Source organism: Polynucleobacter ibericus (assembly GCF_018687955.1).
Classification (GTDB): domain Bacteria; phylum Pseudomonadota; class Gammaproteobacteria; order Burkholderiales; family Burkholderiaceae; genus Polynucleobacter; species Polynucleobacter ibericus.
In genome coordinates, this window is sequence record NZ_CP061309.1 from 516,857 (window position 1) to 533,086 (window position 16,230).

Here is a 16,230-nt window from a genome sequence, read left to right on the forward strand (position 1 = left end):
CATGCGACTCATTCAAAAAGCACTCACTTTTGACGATGTGCTCCTCGTACCGGCCTATTCATCGGTACTCCCTCGAGATGCCAGCTTGGCAAGTAAGTTAACTCGAGATATTTCACTCAATACACCATTGGTGTCTGCAGCTATGGATACCGTTACAGAAGGTCGTTTGGCAATTGCTATGGCCAGCGAGGGTGGTATTGGCATCGTTCATAAAAACTTAAAGCCTGCCGAGCAAGCACGTGAAGTAGCTAAGGTAAAGCGTTACGAATCTGGAGTTCTGCGTGATCCGATCACCATCAGCCCAGATGTTACTTTGCGTCAAGTAATTCAGCTTTCTCGTGAACATGGTTTCTCAGGATTCCCGGTTCTCGTAGGTAAAGAAGTTGTCGGAATTATTACGAACCGCGATTTGCGTTTCGAGGAAGATTTAGATGCGCCAGTAAAAACCAAAATGACTCCACGCGAGCGTTTAATTACTGTAAAAGAAGGTTGTTCATTAGAAGAAGCAAAACGTTTAATGAGCCAGCATCGTTTAGAGCGTGTCCTCGTTGTAAACGATCAGTTTGAATTACGCGGCCTGATTACGGTTAAAGATATTCTGAAGGCGACTGAACATCCTAACGCTTGTAAAGACAGTGAAGGCAAGCTGCGTGTTGGTGCTGCGGTAGGTGTTGGTCCTGATAACGATGAGCGTATTGAGTTGTTGGTACGTGCAGGCGTTGATGTCATCGTAGTAGATACGGCTCATGGCCATAGCCAAGGCGTATTAGACCGTGTGAAGTGGGTTAAGAAAAACTATCCTCATGTACAAGTGATTGGTGGCAATATTGCTACTGGTGAAGCTGCTAAGGCATTAGCTGATCATGGTGCTGATGGTGTCAAAGTCGGCATTGGTCCAGGCTCTATTTGCACTACTCGTATTGTCGCTGGTGTTGGTGTTCCGCAAATCACTGCGATTGTGAATGTGGCTTCCGCACTTAAGGGTACAGGCATCCCATTGATTGCTGATGGTGGCGTACGTTACTCTGGCGATGTCGCTAAAGCATTGGCTGCTGGTGCTAGCTCTGTGATGATGGGCGGCATGTTTGCTGGCACTGAAGAAGCTCCGGGCGAAGTGTTCTTATATCAGGGACGTTCATATAAGAGTTATCGTGGCATGGGTTCATTGGGCGCGATGGCCGATGGTTCTGCTGATCGCTATTTCCAAAGTGACATTGTTGCGAATGCAGAGAAGCTTGTTCCTGAAGGTATTGAAGGTCAAGTACCTTACAAGGGCAGCGTACTCGCCATCTTGCATCAGCTTACTGGCGGCATTCGCTCTTCCATGGGATACCTTGGTTGCAAAACCATCGATGAGTTGCATGAAAAAGCCAACTTTGTAGAAATCACCTCAGCCGGCGTGCGTGAGTCGCACGTTCATGATGTGAAGATCACTAAAGAAGCACCTAATTACCATATTGATTAAGACTTAAATAAGATTGCTTCATTCGTGCACGACAAAATACTGATTCTCGACTTTGGTTCACAAGTAACTCAACTGATTGCTCGGCGTGTGCGCGATGGACGCGTGTATTCAGAAATTCATCCCCATGATTGCGATCCAGAGTTTATTCGCAAGTTCATTCAAGATCAGGGTGGCAAAGGCATTATTCTTTCTGGTGGCCCTAGTTCAGTAACTGAAGACGGCAGCCCCCGCGCACCGCAAATCGTTTTTGAGCTCGGCGTTCCGGTTTTGGGAATTTGCTACGGCATGCAAACCATGGCTACTCAATTGGGTGGAGCAGTTGCTTCTGCTGAGTCTTTAGGCAAAGCCCGTGAGTTTGGATATTCTGAGGTGCGTGCGCATGGCCACACCAATTTACTCAAAGGTATTCAGGACTTTTCGACCAGTGAAGGTCATGGCATTCTGAAGGTGTGGATGAGTCATGGTGACTCCGTCACTACATTGCCGCCATCATTTAAGTTAATGGCTTCAACTGAGTCCTGCCCAATTGCTGGCATGGCGGATGAAGAGCGTCGTTTTTATGCATTCCAGTTTCACCCTGAAGTAACCCATACGATTCAGGGTACCGCCATCATCGAGCGCTTTGTGCATGAGATTTGCCATTGCAAGCCTGATTGGGTGATGGGTGACTACATTGCAGAAGCTGTTGAGAATATCCGTCAACAAGTTGGCAATGAGGAAGTCATTCTCGGTCTATCTGGTGGCGTGGATTCTAGTGTTGCTGCAGCCTTAATTCATCGTGCGATTGGTGATCAACTTACCTGCGTATTTGTTGACCATGGCCTACTTCGCTTGAATGAAGGCGATATGGTAATGGAGATGTTTGCACGGAACTTAGGCGTGAAGGTCATCCGTGTCGATGCTAAAGAGAAGTTTATGGGTGAGCTAGCTGGTGTTGCTGATCCAGAAGCTAAGCGCAAAATTATCGGCAAAGAATTCGTAGAAATATTCCAGACTGAATCTGGGAAGATTCAAAATGCCAAGTGGCTTGCTCAAGGAACTATTTACCCAGACGTGATTGAATCTGCTGGCAAGGGTAAGAAGGGTGCTCATACGATTAAGAGTCACCATAATGTTGGCGGCTTGCCTGAAGATATGCATCTGAAATTGCTTGAGCCATTGCGTGAACTCTTCAAAGATGAAGTGCGTGAGCTAGGTGTTGCGTTAGGCTTACCCCGCGAGATGGTATATCGCCATCCATTTCCAGGACCCGGTCTTGGCGTGCGCATCTTGGGCGAGGTCAAAGCAGAGTTTGCTATCTTGCTCCAGCGCGCTGATGCTATCTTTATCGAAGAATTGCGCAATACGATTGATGAAGTCAGTCAAAAGTCTTGGTATGACCTCACTAGCCAGGCATTTGCTGTTTTCTTGCCAGTGAAGTCGGTAGGCGTCATGGGTGATGGCAGAACTTATGAGTATGTTGTTGCTCTGAGGGCGGTACAAACTCAAGACTTTATGACGGCGCATTGGGCTCATCTGCCACATGAATTACTCGGTAAAGTTTCCAATCGCATTATTAATGAAGTCCGCGGTATCAATCGAGTTGTATACGACATCAGCGGAAAACCGCCAGCAACGATCGAGTGGGAATAGGAAATAGGCGATTTAAGCCTATCAACACCCATGCTTGAATTACGAGAAGCTGCACTCGCAATCCTGGCAAGCACTGATGCACAAAATAAAGTTGCTCAGTTGTTCAGTTTGTTTGATGGTTATCAAAATCAACAAATTACTCTCGACCTTGCGCGCAAGATTAATGCCCAAGATCTTTCTCTTCCTGGCCGTCCCTTAAAGCCAGAATTGGTTCTTCCTAAGCTTGTTCCCAAAAGAAGAATGGATACGCCTGAAGGTAGGGCGGGCTTATTGCATTCGCTTGCCCATATTGAATTTAATGCCATGAATCTTGCGCTCGATGCGATCTGGCGCTTTCCTGATATGCCTCAGGAATACTATGAAGATTGGCTCAAGGTTGCCAAAGAGGAGGCTTACCACTTCAGCTTAGTAAATGAGCATCTGCATGCACTTGGATTTACCTATGGCGATTTTCCGGCGCACAATAGCTTGTGGGAAATGGTTGAGAGAACAACCGATTCGGTGATGGCCAGAATGGCACTTGTCCCCAGAACAATGGAGGCTCGGGGGCTTGATGCAGTCCCTTCGATTCGTGATCGCTTTCAGCAAATTAAAGAAGTGCGCGCGGTGGAGATACTAGAGATCATTCTTCATGACGAGATTGGTCATGTACTGATAGGCAATCGTTGGTTTAATTTCTTGTGTAACAAAGAGAATCTTTCTCCAATCACTGCTTATCGAGAATTGGCTGCAAAATATCGAGCACCCGTTCTCAAGCCCCCATTTAATATGGAAGCTCGCAAGCAAGCAGGTTTTACAACGGAAGAGTTAAATCTTCTGGAGGCTTAGTCAATAAGCATGAAGGTATTAAGCCTCATCCCGCCAATGACGCAGCTCAATACGCCGTATCCTTCTACGGCCTATCTCACAGGATTTTTGAGATCGCGTGACATTGATGCTGTACAAGAGGACCTTGCACTAGCTTTAGTCCTTAGTTTTTTTTCGCCAGAGGGTATGTCTGAAATTCATGCTGAGGCGCTTAAGGTGCCTGAAGAGCGGCGTAGTGCCAGCGTCAATTTTTTCTTGGATTATTTTGATGTCTATCAATCTACTATCTCACCAGTCATTCGCTTCTTACAGGGTAGAGATAGCACCTTAAGTCATCGGATTAATGCCCGCGATTTTTTACCTGAAGGGCCACGGTTTGTTGCCCTCGATGAATTTGATGATGAGGAAGTGGCTGATCCCTTGGCTTGGGCCTTTGGTGCTCTTGGCTCACAGGATAGGGCGCGTCATTTAGCAACTCTGTATTTGAATGATTTATCGGATGTATTGCGCGATGCTGTTGATGATCGTTTTGAGTTCGTGCGCTATGCGGAATCGTTAGCTAGCAGTCAGCCTACCTTTACACCTTTGGCTGATGCATTGAAGGCTAGTCCAACACTCATGGATTTGCATTTACAAGATCTTGCCACTAAGGCAATAGAGTGTCATCAGCCAAGCTTAGTACTCCTATCTGTCCCTTTCCCTGGGGCAATGTATGCAGCCTTACGTATAGCTCAGGTAATCAAAGTAACTTACCCAGATATTAAGATTACCTTAGGCGGCGGCTATGTCAACACAGAGTTGCGGGAGTTATCTGATTCTCGGATTTTTGATTATGTTGATTTCATCACCTTAGATTCTGGCGAGAGACCATTGCTCTCCTTGCTTGAGCATCTTAATGGTAAGCGCTCAACTGAGCGGTTGGTTCGCACCTTTATTCGCGACTCAAATGGTCATGTGAAATATCTCAACTGGCAAGAACCCGATATTCCTTTTGAGGAAGTCGGCACTGCTACTTGGGATGGGTTGCCGCTGGACTCGTACCTCTCGCTTCTAGATATGCTCAATCCTATGCATCGTTTGTGGAGCGATGGCCGCTGGAATAAGTTGACCGTTGCCCACGGTTGCTATTGGAAAAAATGTAGCTTCTGCGATGTATCTCTTGACTATATTTCTCGGTATGAGACCGCATCTGCAAACTTACTGGTAGACCGTATAGAGCAAATCGTTGCTGAGACTGGCCAAACTGGATTTCATTTTGTAGATGAAGCAGCACCTCCCAAGGCTCTAAAGGCTTTGGCTGAAGAGCTCATTCGTCGCAAGGTGCTGATTTCTTGGTGGGGCAATATTCGCTTTGAGAAAACCTTTACTTCTGAGTTGGCGGAGCTCTTGGCGAAAAGCGGTTGTATTGCTATGTCGGGTGGTCTTGAGGTAGCGTCTGACCGTTTACTCAATCTCATGAAGAAGGGTGTATCTGTTGAGCAGGTTGCCCAAGTGACTAAAGGTTTTTCGGATGCAGGTATCTTAGTTCATGCCTATTTGATGTATGGCTTTCCTACGCAAACCGTACAAGAAACAGTGGATGCTCTGGAGTATGTCAGGCAGCTGTTTGAGAATGGCTGCATTCAGAGTGGATTCTTTCATCGCTTCACCTGTACTGTTCATTCTCCAGTGGGCCTGAACCCGCAAGAGTATGGAATTGAATTAATCCCATTGCCAGAAACCACCTTTGCTAAGAATGATGTTTTATTTGTTGATCCCACTGGGGTTGATCATGATGCGCTGGGTCGGGGATTAAAAAAAGCTATCTATAACTATATGCATGGCGTAGGCTTTGATATCAAAGCCCAGTCATGGTTTGATGATTTGGGGATGACCATCCCTAAGACAACGGTGCCAAAAAAATTCATAGAGAATGCGCTATACCGGTAAACATTTCTAATTTGGAGGATAGCTTTGAATGGCAACTGACTTCTTGCAAATAAGTACTTTCTGCCGCCTTGGTTTGTTAATGATGCCCCTAGTATTGGCGGCATGTATTTCTTCTCAACCCCTCCCAAGCGGAGTCATAGAGAAGCAGCCTCATCCAACTCCCATAGTGCGACCTCCAAAAGTAGGTCAGGAATGGGTATATCAAGTACGCAATGTATTCAATCAAGCAATAGTTGATATCGTCACCGAAAAAGTAGTTTCGGTAGGGGAGCAAGTTCGAATATCTAGGGTCGGCATCAAAGCAGGCCCATTACCTGATGAGATTCAAACACCTTGGGGTTTTGTCATTCAGGATCCACACTGGAGTCCGCCACAAAAATTCATGACAGCAATTCCTTTGTGGCCAGAGCAATTAACGGTCAATTGGAAAGGTTTTTATAGGTCCAGATATCAGGTTCTAGGTTATCCAGATGGAAATTACTATTGGGGTATAAATCTCAATTCCTATCAATGGGAGCGCATATCTGTCGCTGCTGGCGAATTTTTGACTCTCAGATATCAAAATGAAATCCCTTACTTTGAAAGTCAGGACGTCTTTAGGGTGGCAAATTACCGCGAAGAACAGATTTGGCTTTCCCCGGAAGTGGGGCGCTGGGTAATTCGAAGGAGTTATGGACGTTACATTACGCCAGGCGTTTATTGGGCAAATGCTTACTGGGAAGATTATTTAGAGTGGGAGTTAATTTCTTGGAAGTAGGCAATACGCTTAAAATAGATGGATTGCTATGTATACCGTAAAAGAACTATTTCCTACCCTCCAGGGCGAAGGTACCCACGCTGGCAGAGCGGCAGTATTTTGTCGCTTTGCTGGGTGTAATCTTTGGAGTGGGCGAGAGGAAGATCGCGCTACTGCCGTATGTCAATTTTGCGATACCGATTTTGTCGGTAGTGATGGCTTAGGCGGTGGGAAGTTTGAAACAGCTACCGCGTTGGCAGAGGCGATTGAGTCTTCGTGGCGCAGCACTTCAGCAGGACCTCAACAACGTTACGTAGTCTTCACTGGCGGAGAGCCTCTGCTGCAATTGGATGAGGAATTAATTACAGCACTTCATCAAAAAGGTTTTGAAGTTGCTATAGAAACGAACGGCACAATTAAAGTCCCCAAAGGAATTGATTGGGTTTGCGTTAGCCCTAAGGCCGGCTCCGAGTTAATCGTTCTCCAGGCGGATGAGTTAAAGCTGGTGATTCCGCAAGACAAGCATCAGCCATTAGAGAAGTTGATGGCTCGTTTTGAGGGGATGGATTATCGCAATCGCTTCTTGCAACCCATGGATGGCCCAAATCTGAAAAGTAATACTGAATTAGCGGTAAGCTTGTGTCAAAAACGTCCCTTATGGAGGTTGAGCCTGCAATCCCATAAACTGATTGGGATTCGGTAATTTAGCTAAGCACAATATATTAAATAAGCACCCAATGACTAATAAACAACCTGCTATCTCCATTACGCGTCGTCTTGAGTTTGATTCGGGACATCGAATTCCTAACCATGATGGTCAATGCCGTCATTTGCACGGACATCGCTATGCCATTGAAGTCACACTCACTGGTGAGGTGGCGGATCATCCTGGTAAAGCAGATGATGGAATGGTGCTCGACTTCGGAGATATCAAACGTTTAACAAATCAATACGTTGTTGACCTTTGGGACCATGCATTTTTAGTGGCAAAAGAGGATGAGGGCTTGGTGGCTTTCTTGGCAACGCTGCCCAATCACAAGACAGTCATCATGGAGCATGTACCAACCGTTGAAAATCTTGCTAACGCTGCCTTTGCCATTTTGCAACCAGTATTTAGCAAAGCATTTGGTGGTCGCTTGGAGCTCTCTTCCATCCGTTTGTACGAGACGCCTAATTGTTGGGCCGATGTTCATCCTGCTTAAATGACTCAAGCAGAGCTTGACCTGCAATATATGCGCATGGCAATTGAGCAAGCTCAGTTGGCAGCGCAAGCGGGCGAGGTTCCTGTTGGGGCCGTAATAGTTAAGGATGGTCAAGTTATTTCCAGGGCGTTTAATAAGCCGATTGCTACTCATGATCCTAGTGCGCATGCTGAAATGCTGGCGTTACGAGAAGCTGCTTTGACCGAGCAAAATTACCGCATTCCTGGCAGTACTCTATATGTCACTTTAGAGCCTTGTGCCATGTGTTCCGGTGCAATGCTTCATGCTAGAGTAGAACGGGTGGTTTATGGCGCACCTGATCTAAAGACGGGTGCAGCTGGCGGCGTACTAGATCTATTTTCTTCTAAGCAGATTAATCACCAGACTAGCGTTGAAGGTGGCATCATGAGTGAAGAGTGTGGTCAATTGCTACGTGTTTTTTTTAAGGGGCGACGTTGAAATCTATTCACCTCATTGCTCCCTCTGGAGCAAGTTTAGATAGTAAAAGTCCTCAAGCCGGTATTGACTGGTTGGGGAGTCAGGCTATTGCCGTGCAAAATACAGATTGTGTACATCGAGTATATGAACGCTTCGCTGGTAATGACGAAGAGCGCCTTGCCGAATTAAATGGTATTCCCCAGTTGGAGTCGACCCTAGTCATGGCTATGCGCGGAGGTTATGGTCTTCATCGCTTGCTTCCCGGAATCCAGTGGGACGCAATTGCAAAGTCAGTTCAAAATGGGATTCAGATATGTGGTCATAGCGACTTCACTGTTTTTCAATTGGGCTTATTGGCAAAGACTGGCGCAATTACTTTGGCTGGCCCAATGCTCAATTACGACTTTGGGCGCCTGGGCGATGATGGTGCTCCAGAAGTTCCAGATGCATTTATGTGGCAGCACTTTCAGAATGCTGTTGAGAATCGCAAGCTGGAATGTCGGGTTTCTAGTCCCCAATCCTTTTTGGGTAAAGTAAAAGAGAGTTCGCTAACGGGTTTATTGTGGGGCGGCAATTTAACGGTATTGGCTGGTCTCGTTGCTACTCCATACCTCCCAAATATTGCGCAAACACAGGGCGGCATCTTGTTCCTAGAAGATGTCAATGAGCATCCTTATCGAATTGAGCGCATGCTGATGCAGCTCATGGATGCTGGGATTCTTTCCAATCAGGGCGCCATCTTGCTGGGAGGATTTTCTGCCTATCGTCTATACGATAACGACAAGGGATATTCTCTTGAGCGTGCAATTGACGCAATTCGTAAACGTTTGCCACAAGAAATTCCAATATTGACGGGTCTACCATTTGGTCACCAAGCCAATAAATTAACTCTGCCGGTTGGCGCAAAAGCAAACTTAAATTTCACTACAAGTGGGTTTGAAATCGTAGCGCAATGGTGATCACATAGGAAATCGTTTGAGCCATTCTTTTTTAAAAGGCGCTCTCATTTCAATTGCGCTCATGTTTATAGGGGCAGCAATGGCAACTGAAGAGCCAAAATATTCTGTACTTGAAAAAGAACCTCCTTTTGAAGTCCGACTCTATGCACCAATGATTGTGGCTGAGGTTCAGGTAGAGGGCGATTTAGATGAGGCTTCAAGCCAGGGGTTTCGCTTGATTGCCGGCTATATTTTTGGTCAGAATCAAGTAAATGAAAAAATCGCAATGACTGCGCCAGTGACAGTTGAAGATCAAGCTGTCAAGAACGCAAAGATTGCTATGACTGCACCAGTTGGAATCGAGTCTAAAGCAGGCAAATGGACTGTATCATTTGTGATGCCTGCTGAGTATTCAATGGAATCGATACCTAAGCCGATCAATCCGCTAGTGCAGTTGCGTCAAATTCCAGCAGTAAAAAAAGCGGTGATTAGTTTTACTGGTTTCTATAGCCAGCAAAAAGTCGCAGTGAAAACGCTAGAGCTTGAGCAGTGGATGCAGGTGCGCAACCTGCAAGGTTCAGGAGCTCCTAATTTTGCGCGCTACAACCCGCCATGGACATTGCCATTCATGCGGCGCAATGAGGTCATGATTAATCTGCGTGACTAGTTCTTGGCTTCAAAGCTCTTTAGTAAAAATTGGCCACCACCAGTTATTCCTAAGGCTTTAGTTAGTGTTGGCAGTGCTTGAGCCAAGTGTTTTTCTAGGGTCCATGGTGGATTGATGATGAACATCCCGCTAGCTTGTAAACGACGCTCACCAGGGGCATTTTCAACACGCAATTCTGTGTGTAGCCAAGAGCGCTTATGGGCAGCAGCAATCTTTTTTAGACGATCTGGCAGGGCTATCGATTCTCTCCTTGAGATTACGGGGTACCAAATTGCATAGCAGCCTGTAGCAAAGCGTTGTAAGGCCTCTTCCATAGCAATCTCAAGATAGCGATAGTCTTGCTTGTCTTCGTAAGACGGGTCAATTAAGACTAGGCCGCGACGACTAGGCGGAGGCAATAGGCCCTTGAGTCTGGCAAAGCTATCCTCGGCGTAAATATCAATCTGTTTGGACTGCTTTAATTCACCAATATTGTGGCGAAGAATATCAATCTCTTTGGGATGCAATTCAAATAATTTCAGACGGTCTTGCGGGCGCAATAGACGAGCCAGAATGAAGGGAGAGCCAGGGTACGTAATGAGACTGCCTTCTATATTTTCAACATCAATACATTTCAAATACTCTTGAATACTCTCTGGGATCGGCGCGTTTGCTTGTTTACACGTTTCAAGATATTGATAAAGGCGGAAGATTCCACCATCTGCTTCTTTACTCACTGTGGAAAATCCATCTTGCAGACTGTATATGCCAGCGCCAGCATGGGTATCAACAATCGTTAGCGCGCCAGGCTTTTCTTGCAAATAATCAACCAAATGAATTAGCGTCAGATGCTTCAGAATATCTGCGTGGCTTCCTGCATGAAATGCATGTCGATAGCTAAACATTGTGAATCATTCTGTTTTGTAGGGTACTTGAGTAAATTGCGCTTTGACAAAGAAGACAAGCGTAGAGCCCACAATCGCAATTGATAAGTATTGCAACGGAAGATTCAGTGCTAGATCCATAGTTTGATTGAGGTGAGCATACATTGCCACAACTCCACCAAACGCAATCAGACGTGCCCAAAATTTTTTGGGACCAAGTTGACTTTTAGAAAATTGATTGGCGAGTAGGGCGCCGATCATACCGCACCAAATACCAAATCCAGCGCCGCCTAAAACATCGGTGAGCCAGTGTGCCCCTACTGCATTGCGCGATAGTCCTACCAATGCAGCGAGCACAAACAAAAGGGTAAGCGGAGCCCTTTTATCCCTGTCTGCAGAGAAATAAAAGGCGCTTGCAATTGCAAATGCAGTGAGCGTATGGCCGGATGGGAAGGCTTTATGCAGTAGTACTTCACCGATGCGATAAAAACTTCCATCAGTTAGGACGCCAGCAGGCCTTGGAAGCTTAAAAAAGCCTTTTAAAACAGGGCTCACTAATGCTGCAATTGCACCGGCAAAAATACCGGCAGACAGCATTCTCGGTGCTAGTAATAACAGTGGAAAGGCGATTGCAAAAATACCCCAGCCATTGCCTAAAAAAGTCAGCCAAGCCCAAAGGGTATCTGGTAGTAATTGGGTAAATCGGTTGATGAATAAAAAACTACTACTTTGAAATTCGCCAAAGTAAATGGCACCAGCGAGTGCGAGAGGCGCTAACGGAATAAACCACGCAAACTTAGAAATTGCTTTGTTGCCCATTGGACTTAGTGAGCCTTAGCCTTATCTGCATCTTGTAACTGTTTAATCACTTTATCTAGAACCTGCGGAACGGTGATGGCTTGCATGCACACGTTGTCATGACAAGGTGTCTTACGATGATTGGCGGCACTCACACAAGGCGAGCAGGCTAGGTTTGCAGTAATCGCAATAGAGTTTCCAACCGAGCCATACAGTGCTGGAGTCTCAGGCCCAAAAAGAACTACAGTTCTCAATGGTGTCACTGCTGAAAAGTGTCCAGGACCAGAATCATTGGTCACCATGACATCTGACAGTGTGTAGAGGGGCGGTAATTCAGCGAAACTTACTTGCCCGGCAAAGTTCAGGGCATTTTTAACATTCGCTACAGTACGAACCTTTTCGACATAGGCTAATTCAGCGGGTGATCCAGTAATCAGTATCAAATCATTTGGATATTGCTGGTGAATTGCCTGAATCAATTCAGAAAAACGCTGTTGAGCCCAACGACGCTGTGGGAGTAAGTCACTTGCATTCGGATTAATCAGAATAAGACGTTCTTTGCCTGGTGTGTAATGAATATTCGCTTCTTTGGCCAATTTTTCGATGCGCTCACGAACTTTTTCTAAAGCGCTTGGATCGATGATGGCTTGTTCCAAACGAACTTCAGAGTCTGGAATCTCAATCTTGCTAAAAGGCACTTCTATCTTCTGAGCAAAAGCCGCATGAATTAAAGATATGAAATTTTTTGTAATGTGAATATGCGGGTTGTAATGTACCTTACGAGTTAGCATGAACCCGCGCCATAAACCTTCACCATGAAAGATGTGATAACCCACGCGACGACGTGCGCCACACATACCGGTCAGTAGGGCGGTAAAACGAGAAAACAATTCCAAGTCAATGACAGTATCGATGCGGTGCTTACGCGCAATAATCAAAAAACGCAGGGTATCTTTAATTAGTCCAACCAAGCTTGAAGAGTCAATTGTGAAGATATTCTCTGGCTTCACAGTATTTAGCAGGGTTAAGCTGGCTCGATTGCTTTTAAAGATCAAGAAAAATAATTCAGCCCCACGTGCTTGTGCATTTCGCATGGCCGGGTCAACCAAAATAGCGCTACCCATTTCTGAGAGCTCAATAAATAGTAATTTTTTGGGTGTTTCTGGGCCACGGCTAAATAGGTTTTTTACAGCATCTATCAAGGCGATAAATGGGCTAACGATTGCGCAAAGCGGTACTCCGACCCAGTGATCGATGGCGCGCATTGTGTTGACGCTAATAGTCATGGCTTTACTCTACAGAATTACTTACGTTTTAATAAAAAATAGGCACCGGGCAAAACTGATACAACAGTGATTGCACCGTAGCTAATAGAGGCTAGAACAGTTAATGAGGGATTAACACCCCACAACGCCAAGACTGATGACAGTGTAGCTTCACGCAATCCCCAGCCAGAGATGCTGATTGGCAGCATCAGCAGCAAGCTCAGAGCGGGCAATCCAATCATGAGGCCTTCAATAGGTGCGTCTACCCCATAAGCCTTGAGACAAAACAGCAGAGTCAAAATAGTGAGGAAGTGAATGCCAATTGCTAAGCATGCTTGAGCAATGTTATTGGGCCATGCAAATGCGAGATTGATGCCTGGCATTGCGTTATTCATATTGAAGCGATCTAAAAATTTTTGCAGAAGCTGCTTGCTAGGAGCCCAAGCCAAGATCAGTGCAATTGCTACACCGGCTAATAGCATTACAAACAGGACTGCATAACCTAAATCCTTGCCCCATGCAGCAAGTGTGGCACCGCCTAATATCAAGCCTATTGCACCAAGTAAATTATTACCAGCTAAGCCTAGTAGGCGATCAACTAATACCATCGCAAAACTCAAGCGTAATTTTGGTGTCGCGTGTTCAAGATCTACTGAGTGATGAAGTTCTTCATCTAACTCTTTAGTTTCGGATAAATTGCCGGTGCTAGTTAGATGGGTAGCAGTGATTGCGCGGTAACTGTCACCGCCCAATGTACTTGGTAGACCTTGATTAATTAAGCCGCCTGCAAAATAGAGTCCAATATAGGATCGGATACGGCGTGGAAATCCTACGGCCTGCATAAATAATCCCCAACGATATCCACCGCAAACAAAGGCGCAAGTCATGCTAGCCAGTGCCGCTAAGAACCATAAAGGTTGCATCTGAATATGGGCATCAAAGAGTGAGTGCCAATCAATTCCACTCGTTGCTTTCCAGAGTAGGGCAATGGAGAGCAGAACGCGAATAGTGGGCCAAGCTCGCTTCAGGATGGATTTCCACCCCGATTGGGTTTTAGGGGTTGGCTGGGCTTGTGAACTCATAAGCGTAAGGATAATGCCTTAGGCGCCTAAGGTCTTGAATTTGGGGGTATTACTCCGCGCGGCCAGGGCCTCGCCAATTACTGCAAAGGCTAAAGTCAAATTTCGATAAAACTCGGCCAAACCGCTCAATTTCTAGGCTGTCCAAGGGCTCACAGGCTTCAAAGGCTGATTTATTGCCAACTGGTAAGGAATATTGCATGCCTGACCAGTTAATCAGGAGCACATTTGCCCCTGAAGGCAAATCTCCAAACCAAAGGTCAAACTGATCTTGTCGCTGATCTAAAACAAATACTGGAGTTGGTGATGCGTACCAGGCTGCGCGACTACCCAAGGTCCAGTTTTGAACTGCAATGCCATTGGCTTTGGTGGCTTTCGCTAGCTCAGCTGCTTTTTGGCCCGCCACTTTCCAGCCATATAAGTCAGCAATAGGATTCGATTTGATGGATGCCGAGCTAATGCCGCCGGACAACACATATCCAAAGCCAATGCAACACAGAGCGATTTGGATAAAAAATAAAATACGAATCCAAAACCGATGTTGCGTAGCCCAAGCCCTTGCTAAACCAATTCCGGCAAATGGCGCCAGACAAAACCATGCGGGTGAAGTCCAGTGAGGAAGTCCACCGCCACCAGAAAGGCTGACAAAAATAACAAACGGAATTAAGAAGAATCCGAAGAGTGCAAGCAATGACAGTTTTGTTGCATGCATACAGTCTTTTAAAAATACAAAAGACCCCAAGAGAAAGAGGGGACCAAAGACAAGTATCTGAATACCAATATAAGCACCCAACCTGCGCCAGAGCCATTCGCCGCCGCTGCCATGGGCTAGTTGGTATTTAAAGGAAATCCAATCGTTGGTCCAATTCCAGTAGAGGACGGGGGTGATCAGCAATAAAGCACAGATGACAGCCAACCAAAAACCTACTTTAGTAATCCATGGTTTTCTGGGGGTACTCAGAAATACTAATAACAATGCAATTGCAGTAAAAGCAGCTGTGTACTTGCTTAAGCCTGCTAGACCCAGAAGCATGCCGGTAATAATCCAGTCGCCAATACTAAATTGATCTTTGCTCAACCAACGTAGCGCCATCCACATCAAGCCAAGACTTAAAGGTGCCAATAATGTATCTGGTAGCAAGCCAATCGCCAATATATGCAACATGGGCGCAGCAATAACAATCAAGACTGCCATCAATCCACATAAGTTTGCCGATGGCAATGCACTTGTTAGATAACCTGCGTTACGACCGCGAATAAAGTGGTGTACTTCAACCGTTACTCGATAGACCAAGTAAGAAGAAATAATCCACAGTAGTTCTGGAATTAGACGAATGATGCCCTCTGAGGATGTTAGTGCTACTAGAGGCCACTGAATCCAACCAACCAACGGTGGGTGATCAAAATAGCTCCAGGCGAGATTTTGGGCGTACAAGGCATAGTGCGCCTCATCTACTGAAAACTCGATTGAAAAGCCCAAAGCCAGATGCACGGCCGCGGCAATCAAGATGCAGATTGCAGCCCAGCTGGAAGGTGATTGATGACGCATAAGAGGATTTTAGACTCACAGAGAACATTCTTTGGGACAATTGAAGTATGTTGAAGCAAGTCTCCCTACTTTCAATCATCAGCACAGTCCTATTTTTGACTGGATGCGCTGGACTGAGTGGCGATTCTGTGCAAAACGAGGCTGGGCAAGCGTTTAATGTGGATCAGTTGCCGGCCCAAGATGAGCTACCCAAGTTCTCGGTTGAAACTGCGCGTGATGGTATGCCTCATGGTTGGAATTTCTATCGCATCGCGCCATTTAAAAAGAACACCGTATATCGCCTTGAAAACTATCAAGGTAAAACAGTGCTCAGTGCCAACTCTAAGACATCTGCCTCTGGACTGGCTGTTAAGTTGCGCCCGCGTCAGGCTACAAATTTATTGCTGCAGTGGGAGTGGAAGGCTACTAACCCAATTGTGAATGCTGACAATGCTGATGGGTATGCTGATGATGCACCCCTGCGCATCTTGGTTGCATTTGATGGTAATAAATCAAAACTATCTTTAAAAGAAAAAATGACTTTTGAGATGGCTCATCTTATCAGTGGACAAGAGATGCCTTTTGCAACCCTGATGTATATCTGGTCTGGGAAATCTCCAGTGGATACCATTATTACCAATGCTCATACCTCTCGCATCAAAATGATTGTGGTGGATTCTGGTTGGGATAATTTAGGTCAATGGCATAAGCATCAGCGCGACTTAGCGGCTGACTATAAAAGGGCTTATGGAGAAGCGCCAGGGGAGGTGATTGGTATTGCCTTGCTCACCGATACGGACAACACCAAGTCAGAGGTGCGTGCTTTTTATGGTGATATTGAATTGATTCGAAAGAATCAGAAATAAATAGAGCGTTAAAAATA

16 protein-coding genes are annotated in these 16,230 nt (G+C 45.8%); 11 read left to right on the forward strand and 5 right to left on the reverse strand.

Translation table 11 applies throughout. The features are described from left to right. The first annotated feature begins 1 nt into the window (after position 1). The 10 genes from guaB (at position 2) to AOC20_RS02790 (ending at position 9,814) form a co-directional block, all read left to right on the forward strand. Positions 2 to 1,465, forward strand: a complete 1,464-nt coding sequence (guaB, locus tag AOC20_RS02745; RefSeq protein WP_215361259.1) for an IMP dehydrogenase — start codon at positions 2 to 4, stop codon at positions 1,463 to 1,465. Between the two features lie 24 nt (positions 1,466 to 1,489). After that, on the forward strand, positions 1,490 to 3,097 hold the full coding sequence (gene guaA, locus AOC20_RS02750) for a glutamine-hydrolyzing GMP synthase (RefSeq protein ID WP_215361261.1): 1,608 nt from the start codon (positions 1,490 to 1,492) through the stop codon (positions 3,095 to 3,097). Between the two features lie 30 nt (positions 3,098 to 3,127). Further along, on the forward strand, positions 3,128 to 3,925 hold the full coding sequence (locus tag AOC20_RS02755; protein WP_215361263.1) for a ferritin-like domain-containing protein: 798 nt from the start codon (positions 3,128 to 3,130) through the stop codon (positions 3,923 to 3,925). Positions 3,926 to 3,934: 9 nt separating this feature from the next. Further along, positions 3,935 to 5,833, forward strand: coding sequence for a B12-binding domain-containing radical SAM protein (locus tag AOC20_RS02760; protein ID WP_215361266.1), 1,899 nt, complete (start codon positions 3,935 to 3,937; stop codon positions 5,831 to 5,833). A 28-nt stretch (positions 5,834 to 5,861) separates the two neighbouring features. Then, positions 5,862 to 6,590 (forward strand): hypothetical protein, encoded by a 729-nt coding sequence (locus AOC20_RS02765; RefSeq protein WP_215361268.1) that lies wholly within the window; start codon positions 5,862 to 5,864, stop codon positions 6,588 to 6,590. A 28-nt stretch (positions 6,591 to 6,618) separates the two neighbouring features. Further along, positions 6,619 to 7,272, forward strand: a complete 654-nt coding sequence (queE, locus tag AOC20_RS02770) for a 7-carboxy-7-deazaguanine synthase (protein WP_215361270.1) — start codon at positions 6,619 to 6,621, stop codon at positions 7,270 to 7,272. A gap of 34 nt (positions 7,273 to 7,306) precedes the next feature. Continuing rightward, positions 7,307 to 7,771, forward strand: a complete 465-nt coding sequence (queD, locus tag AOC20_RS02775; protein WP_215361272.1) for a 6-carboxytetrahydropterin synthase QueD — start codon at positions 7,307 to 7,309, stop codon at positions 7,769 to 7,771. Continuing rightward, positions 7,772 to 8,230, forward strand: coding sequence for a tRNA adenosine(34) deaminase TadA (gene tadA / locus AOC20_RS02780; RefSeq protein WP_215361273.1), 459 nt, complete (start codon positions 7,772 to 7,774; stop codon positions 8,228 to 8,230). Then, positions 8,227 to 9,168, forward strand: a complete 942-nt coding sequence (locus AOC20_RS02785) for an LD-carboxypeptidase (RefSeq protein ID WP_215361274.1) — start codon at positions 8,227 to 8,229, stop codon at positions 9,166 to 9,168. The genes tadA and AOC20_RS02785 overlap by 4 nt, the downstream gene beginning before the upstream one ends. A 79-nt stretch (positions 9,169 to 9,247) precedes the next feature. Further along, positions 9,248 to 9,814 carry an SOUL family heme-binding protein gene (locus tag AOC20_RS02790; protein WP_215361275.1) on the forward strand — a complete coding sequence of 189 codons (567 nt, stop codon included), beginning with the start codon at positions 9,248 to 9,250 and terminating at the stop codon, positions 9,812 to 9,814. On the opposite strand, the gene AOC20_RS02795 is transcribed toward AOC20_RS02790, so the two are convergent. From AOC20_RS02795 to AOC20_RS02815, 5 genes are read right to left on the reverse strand one after another with little or no spacing between them, the layout of a single operon-like run. Further along, positions 9,811 to 10,698, reverse strand: a complete 888-nt coding sequence (locus tag AOC20_RS02795) for a 23S rRNA (adenine(2030)-N(6))-methyltransferase RlmJ (protein ID WP_215361278.1) — start codon at positions 10,696 to 10,698, stop codon at positions 9,811 to 9,813. The two genes, AOC20_RS02790 and AOC20_RS02795, sit on opposite strands and share 4 nt — an antisense overlap. A 6-nt stretch (positions 10,699 to 10,704) precedes the next feature. After that, positions 10,705 to 11,496, reverse strand: a complete 792-nt coding sequence (locus AOC20_RS02800) for a phosphatase PAP2 family protein (RefSeq protein ID WP_215361279.1) — start codon at positions 11,494 to 11,496, stop codon at positions 10,705 to 10,707. A gap of 5 nt (positions 11,497 to 11,501) precedes the next feature. Continuing rightward, complete coding sequence (locus AOC20_RS02805) at positions 11,502 to 12,761, reverse strand: glycosyltransferase family 9 protein (protein WP_215361280.1); 1,260 nt, start codon at positions 12,759 to 12,761, stop codon at positions 11,502 to 11,504. A gap of 17 nt (positions 12,762 to 12,778) precedes the next feature. After that, positions 12,779 to 13,822, reverse strand: a complete 1,044-nt coding sequence (locus AOC20_RS02810; RefSeq protein WP_215361281.1) for a lysylphosphatidylglycerol synthase transmembrane domain-containing protein — start codon at positions 13,820 to 13,822, stop codon at positions 12,779 to 12,781. Positions 13,823 to 13,871: 49 nt separating this feature from the next. Beyond that, positions 13,872 to 15,368: a glycosyltransferase family 39 protein gene (locus AOC20_RS02815; RefSeq protein WP_215361283.1), complete on the reverse strand. Its 1,497-nt coding sequence runs from the start codon at positions 15,366 to 15,368 to the stop codon at positions 13,872 to 13,874. A 47-nt stretch (positions 15,369 to 15,415) separates the two neighbouring features. Here AOC20_RS02815 and AOC20_RS02820 point away from each other — a divergent pair, with 47 nt between their 5' ends. Then, positions 15,416 to 16,213, forward strand: a complete 798-nt coding sequence (locus AOC20_RS02820) for a DUF3047 domain-containing protein (RefSeq protein ID WP_215361284.1) — start codon at positions 15,416 to 15,418, stop codon at positions 16,211 to 16,213. Positions 16,214 to 16,230 lie beyond the last annotated feature (17 nt).

What these genes read in the sequence shown, in the direction of transcription:
- guaB (WP_215361259.1), top strand. Translation starts at nt 2, where the DNA reads ATGCGACTCATTCAAAAAGCACTCACTTTTGACGATGTGCTCCTCGTA.
- AOC20_RS02755 (WP_215361263.1), top strand. Translation starts at nt 3,128, where the DNA reads ATGCTTGAATTACGAGAAGCTGCACTCGCAATCCTGGCAAGCACTGAT.
- AOC20_RS02760 (WP_215361266.1), top strand. Translation starts at nt 3,935, where the DNA reads ATGAAGGTATTAAGCCTCATCCCGCCAATGACGCAGCTCAATACGCCG.
- AOC20_RS02765 (WP_215361268.1), top strand. Translation starts at nt 5,862, where the DNA reads ATGGCAACTGACTTCTTGCAAATAAGTACTTTCTGCCGCCTTGGTTTG.
- queE (WP_215361270.1), top strand. Translation starts at nt 6,619, where the DNA reads ATGTATACCGTAAAAGAACTATTTCCTACCCTCCAGGGCGAAGGTACC.
- queD (WP_215361272.1), top strand. Translation starts at nt 7,307, where the DNA reads ATGACTAATAAACAACCTGCTATCTCCATTACGCGTCGTCTTGAGTTT.
- tadA (WP_215361273.1), top strand. Translation starts at nt 7,772, where the DNA reads ATGACTCAAGCAGAGCTTGACCTGCAATATATGCGCATGGCAATTGAG.
- AOC20_RS02790 (WP_215361275.1), top strand. Translation starts at nt 9,248, where the DNA reads ATGGCAACTGAAGAGCCAAAATATTCTGTACTTGAAAAAGAACCTCCT.
- AOC20_RS02795 (WP_215361278.1), bottom strand. Translation starts at nt 10,698, where the DNA reads ATGTTTAGCTATCGACATGCATTTCATGCAGGAAGCCACGCAGATATT.
- AOC20_RS02800 (WP_215361279.1), bottom strand. Translation starts at nt 11,496, where the DNA reads ATGGGCAACAAAGCAATTTCTAAGTTTGCGTGGTTTATTCCGTTAGCG.
- AOC20_RS02805 (WP_215361280.1), bottom strand. Translation starts at nt 12,761, where the DNA reads ATGACTATTAGCGTCAACACAATGCGCGCCATCGATCACTGGGTCGGA.
- AOC20_RS02810 (WP_215361281.1), bottom strand. Translation starts at nt 13,822, where the DNA reads ATGAGTTCACAAGCCCAGCCAACCCCTAAAACCCAATCGGGGTGGAAA.
- AOC20_RS02815 (WP_215361283.1), bottom strand. Translation starts at nt 15,368, where the DNA reads ATGCGTCATCAATCACCTTCCAGCTGGGCTGCAATCTGCATCTTGATT.
- AOC20_RS02820 (WP_215361284.1), top strand. Translation starts at nt 15,416, where the DNA reads ATGTTGAAGCAAGTCTCCCTACTTTCAATCATCAGCACAGTCCTATTT.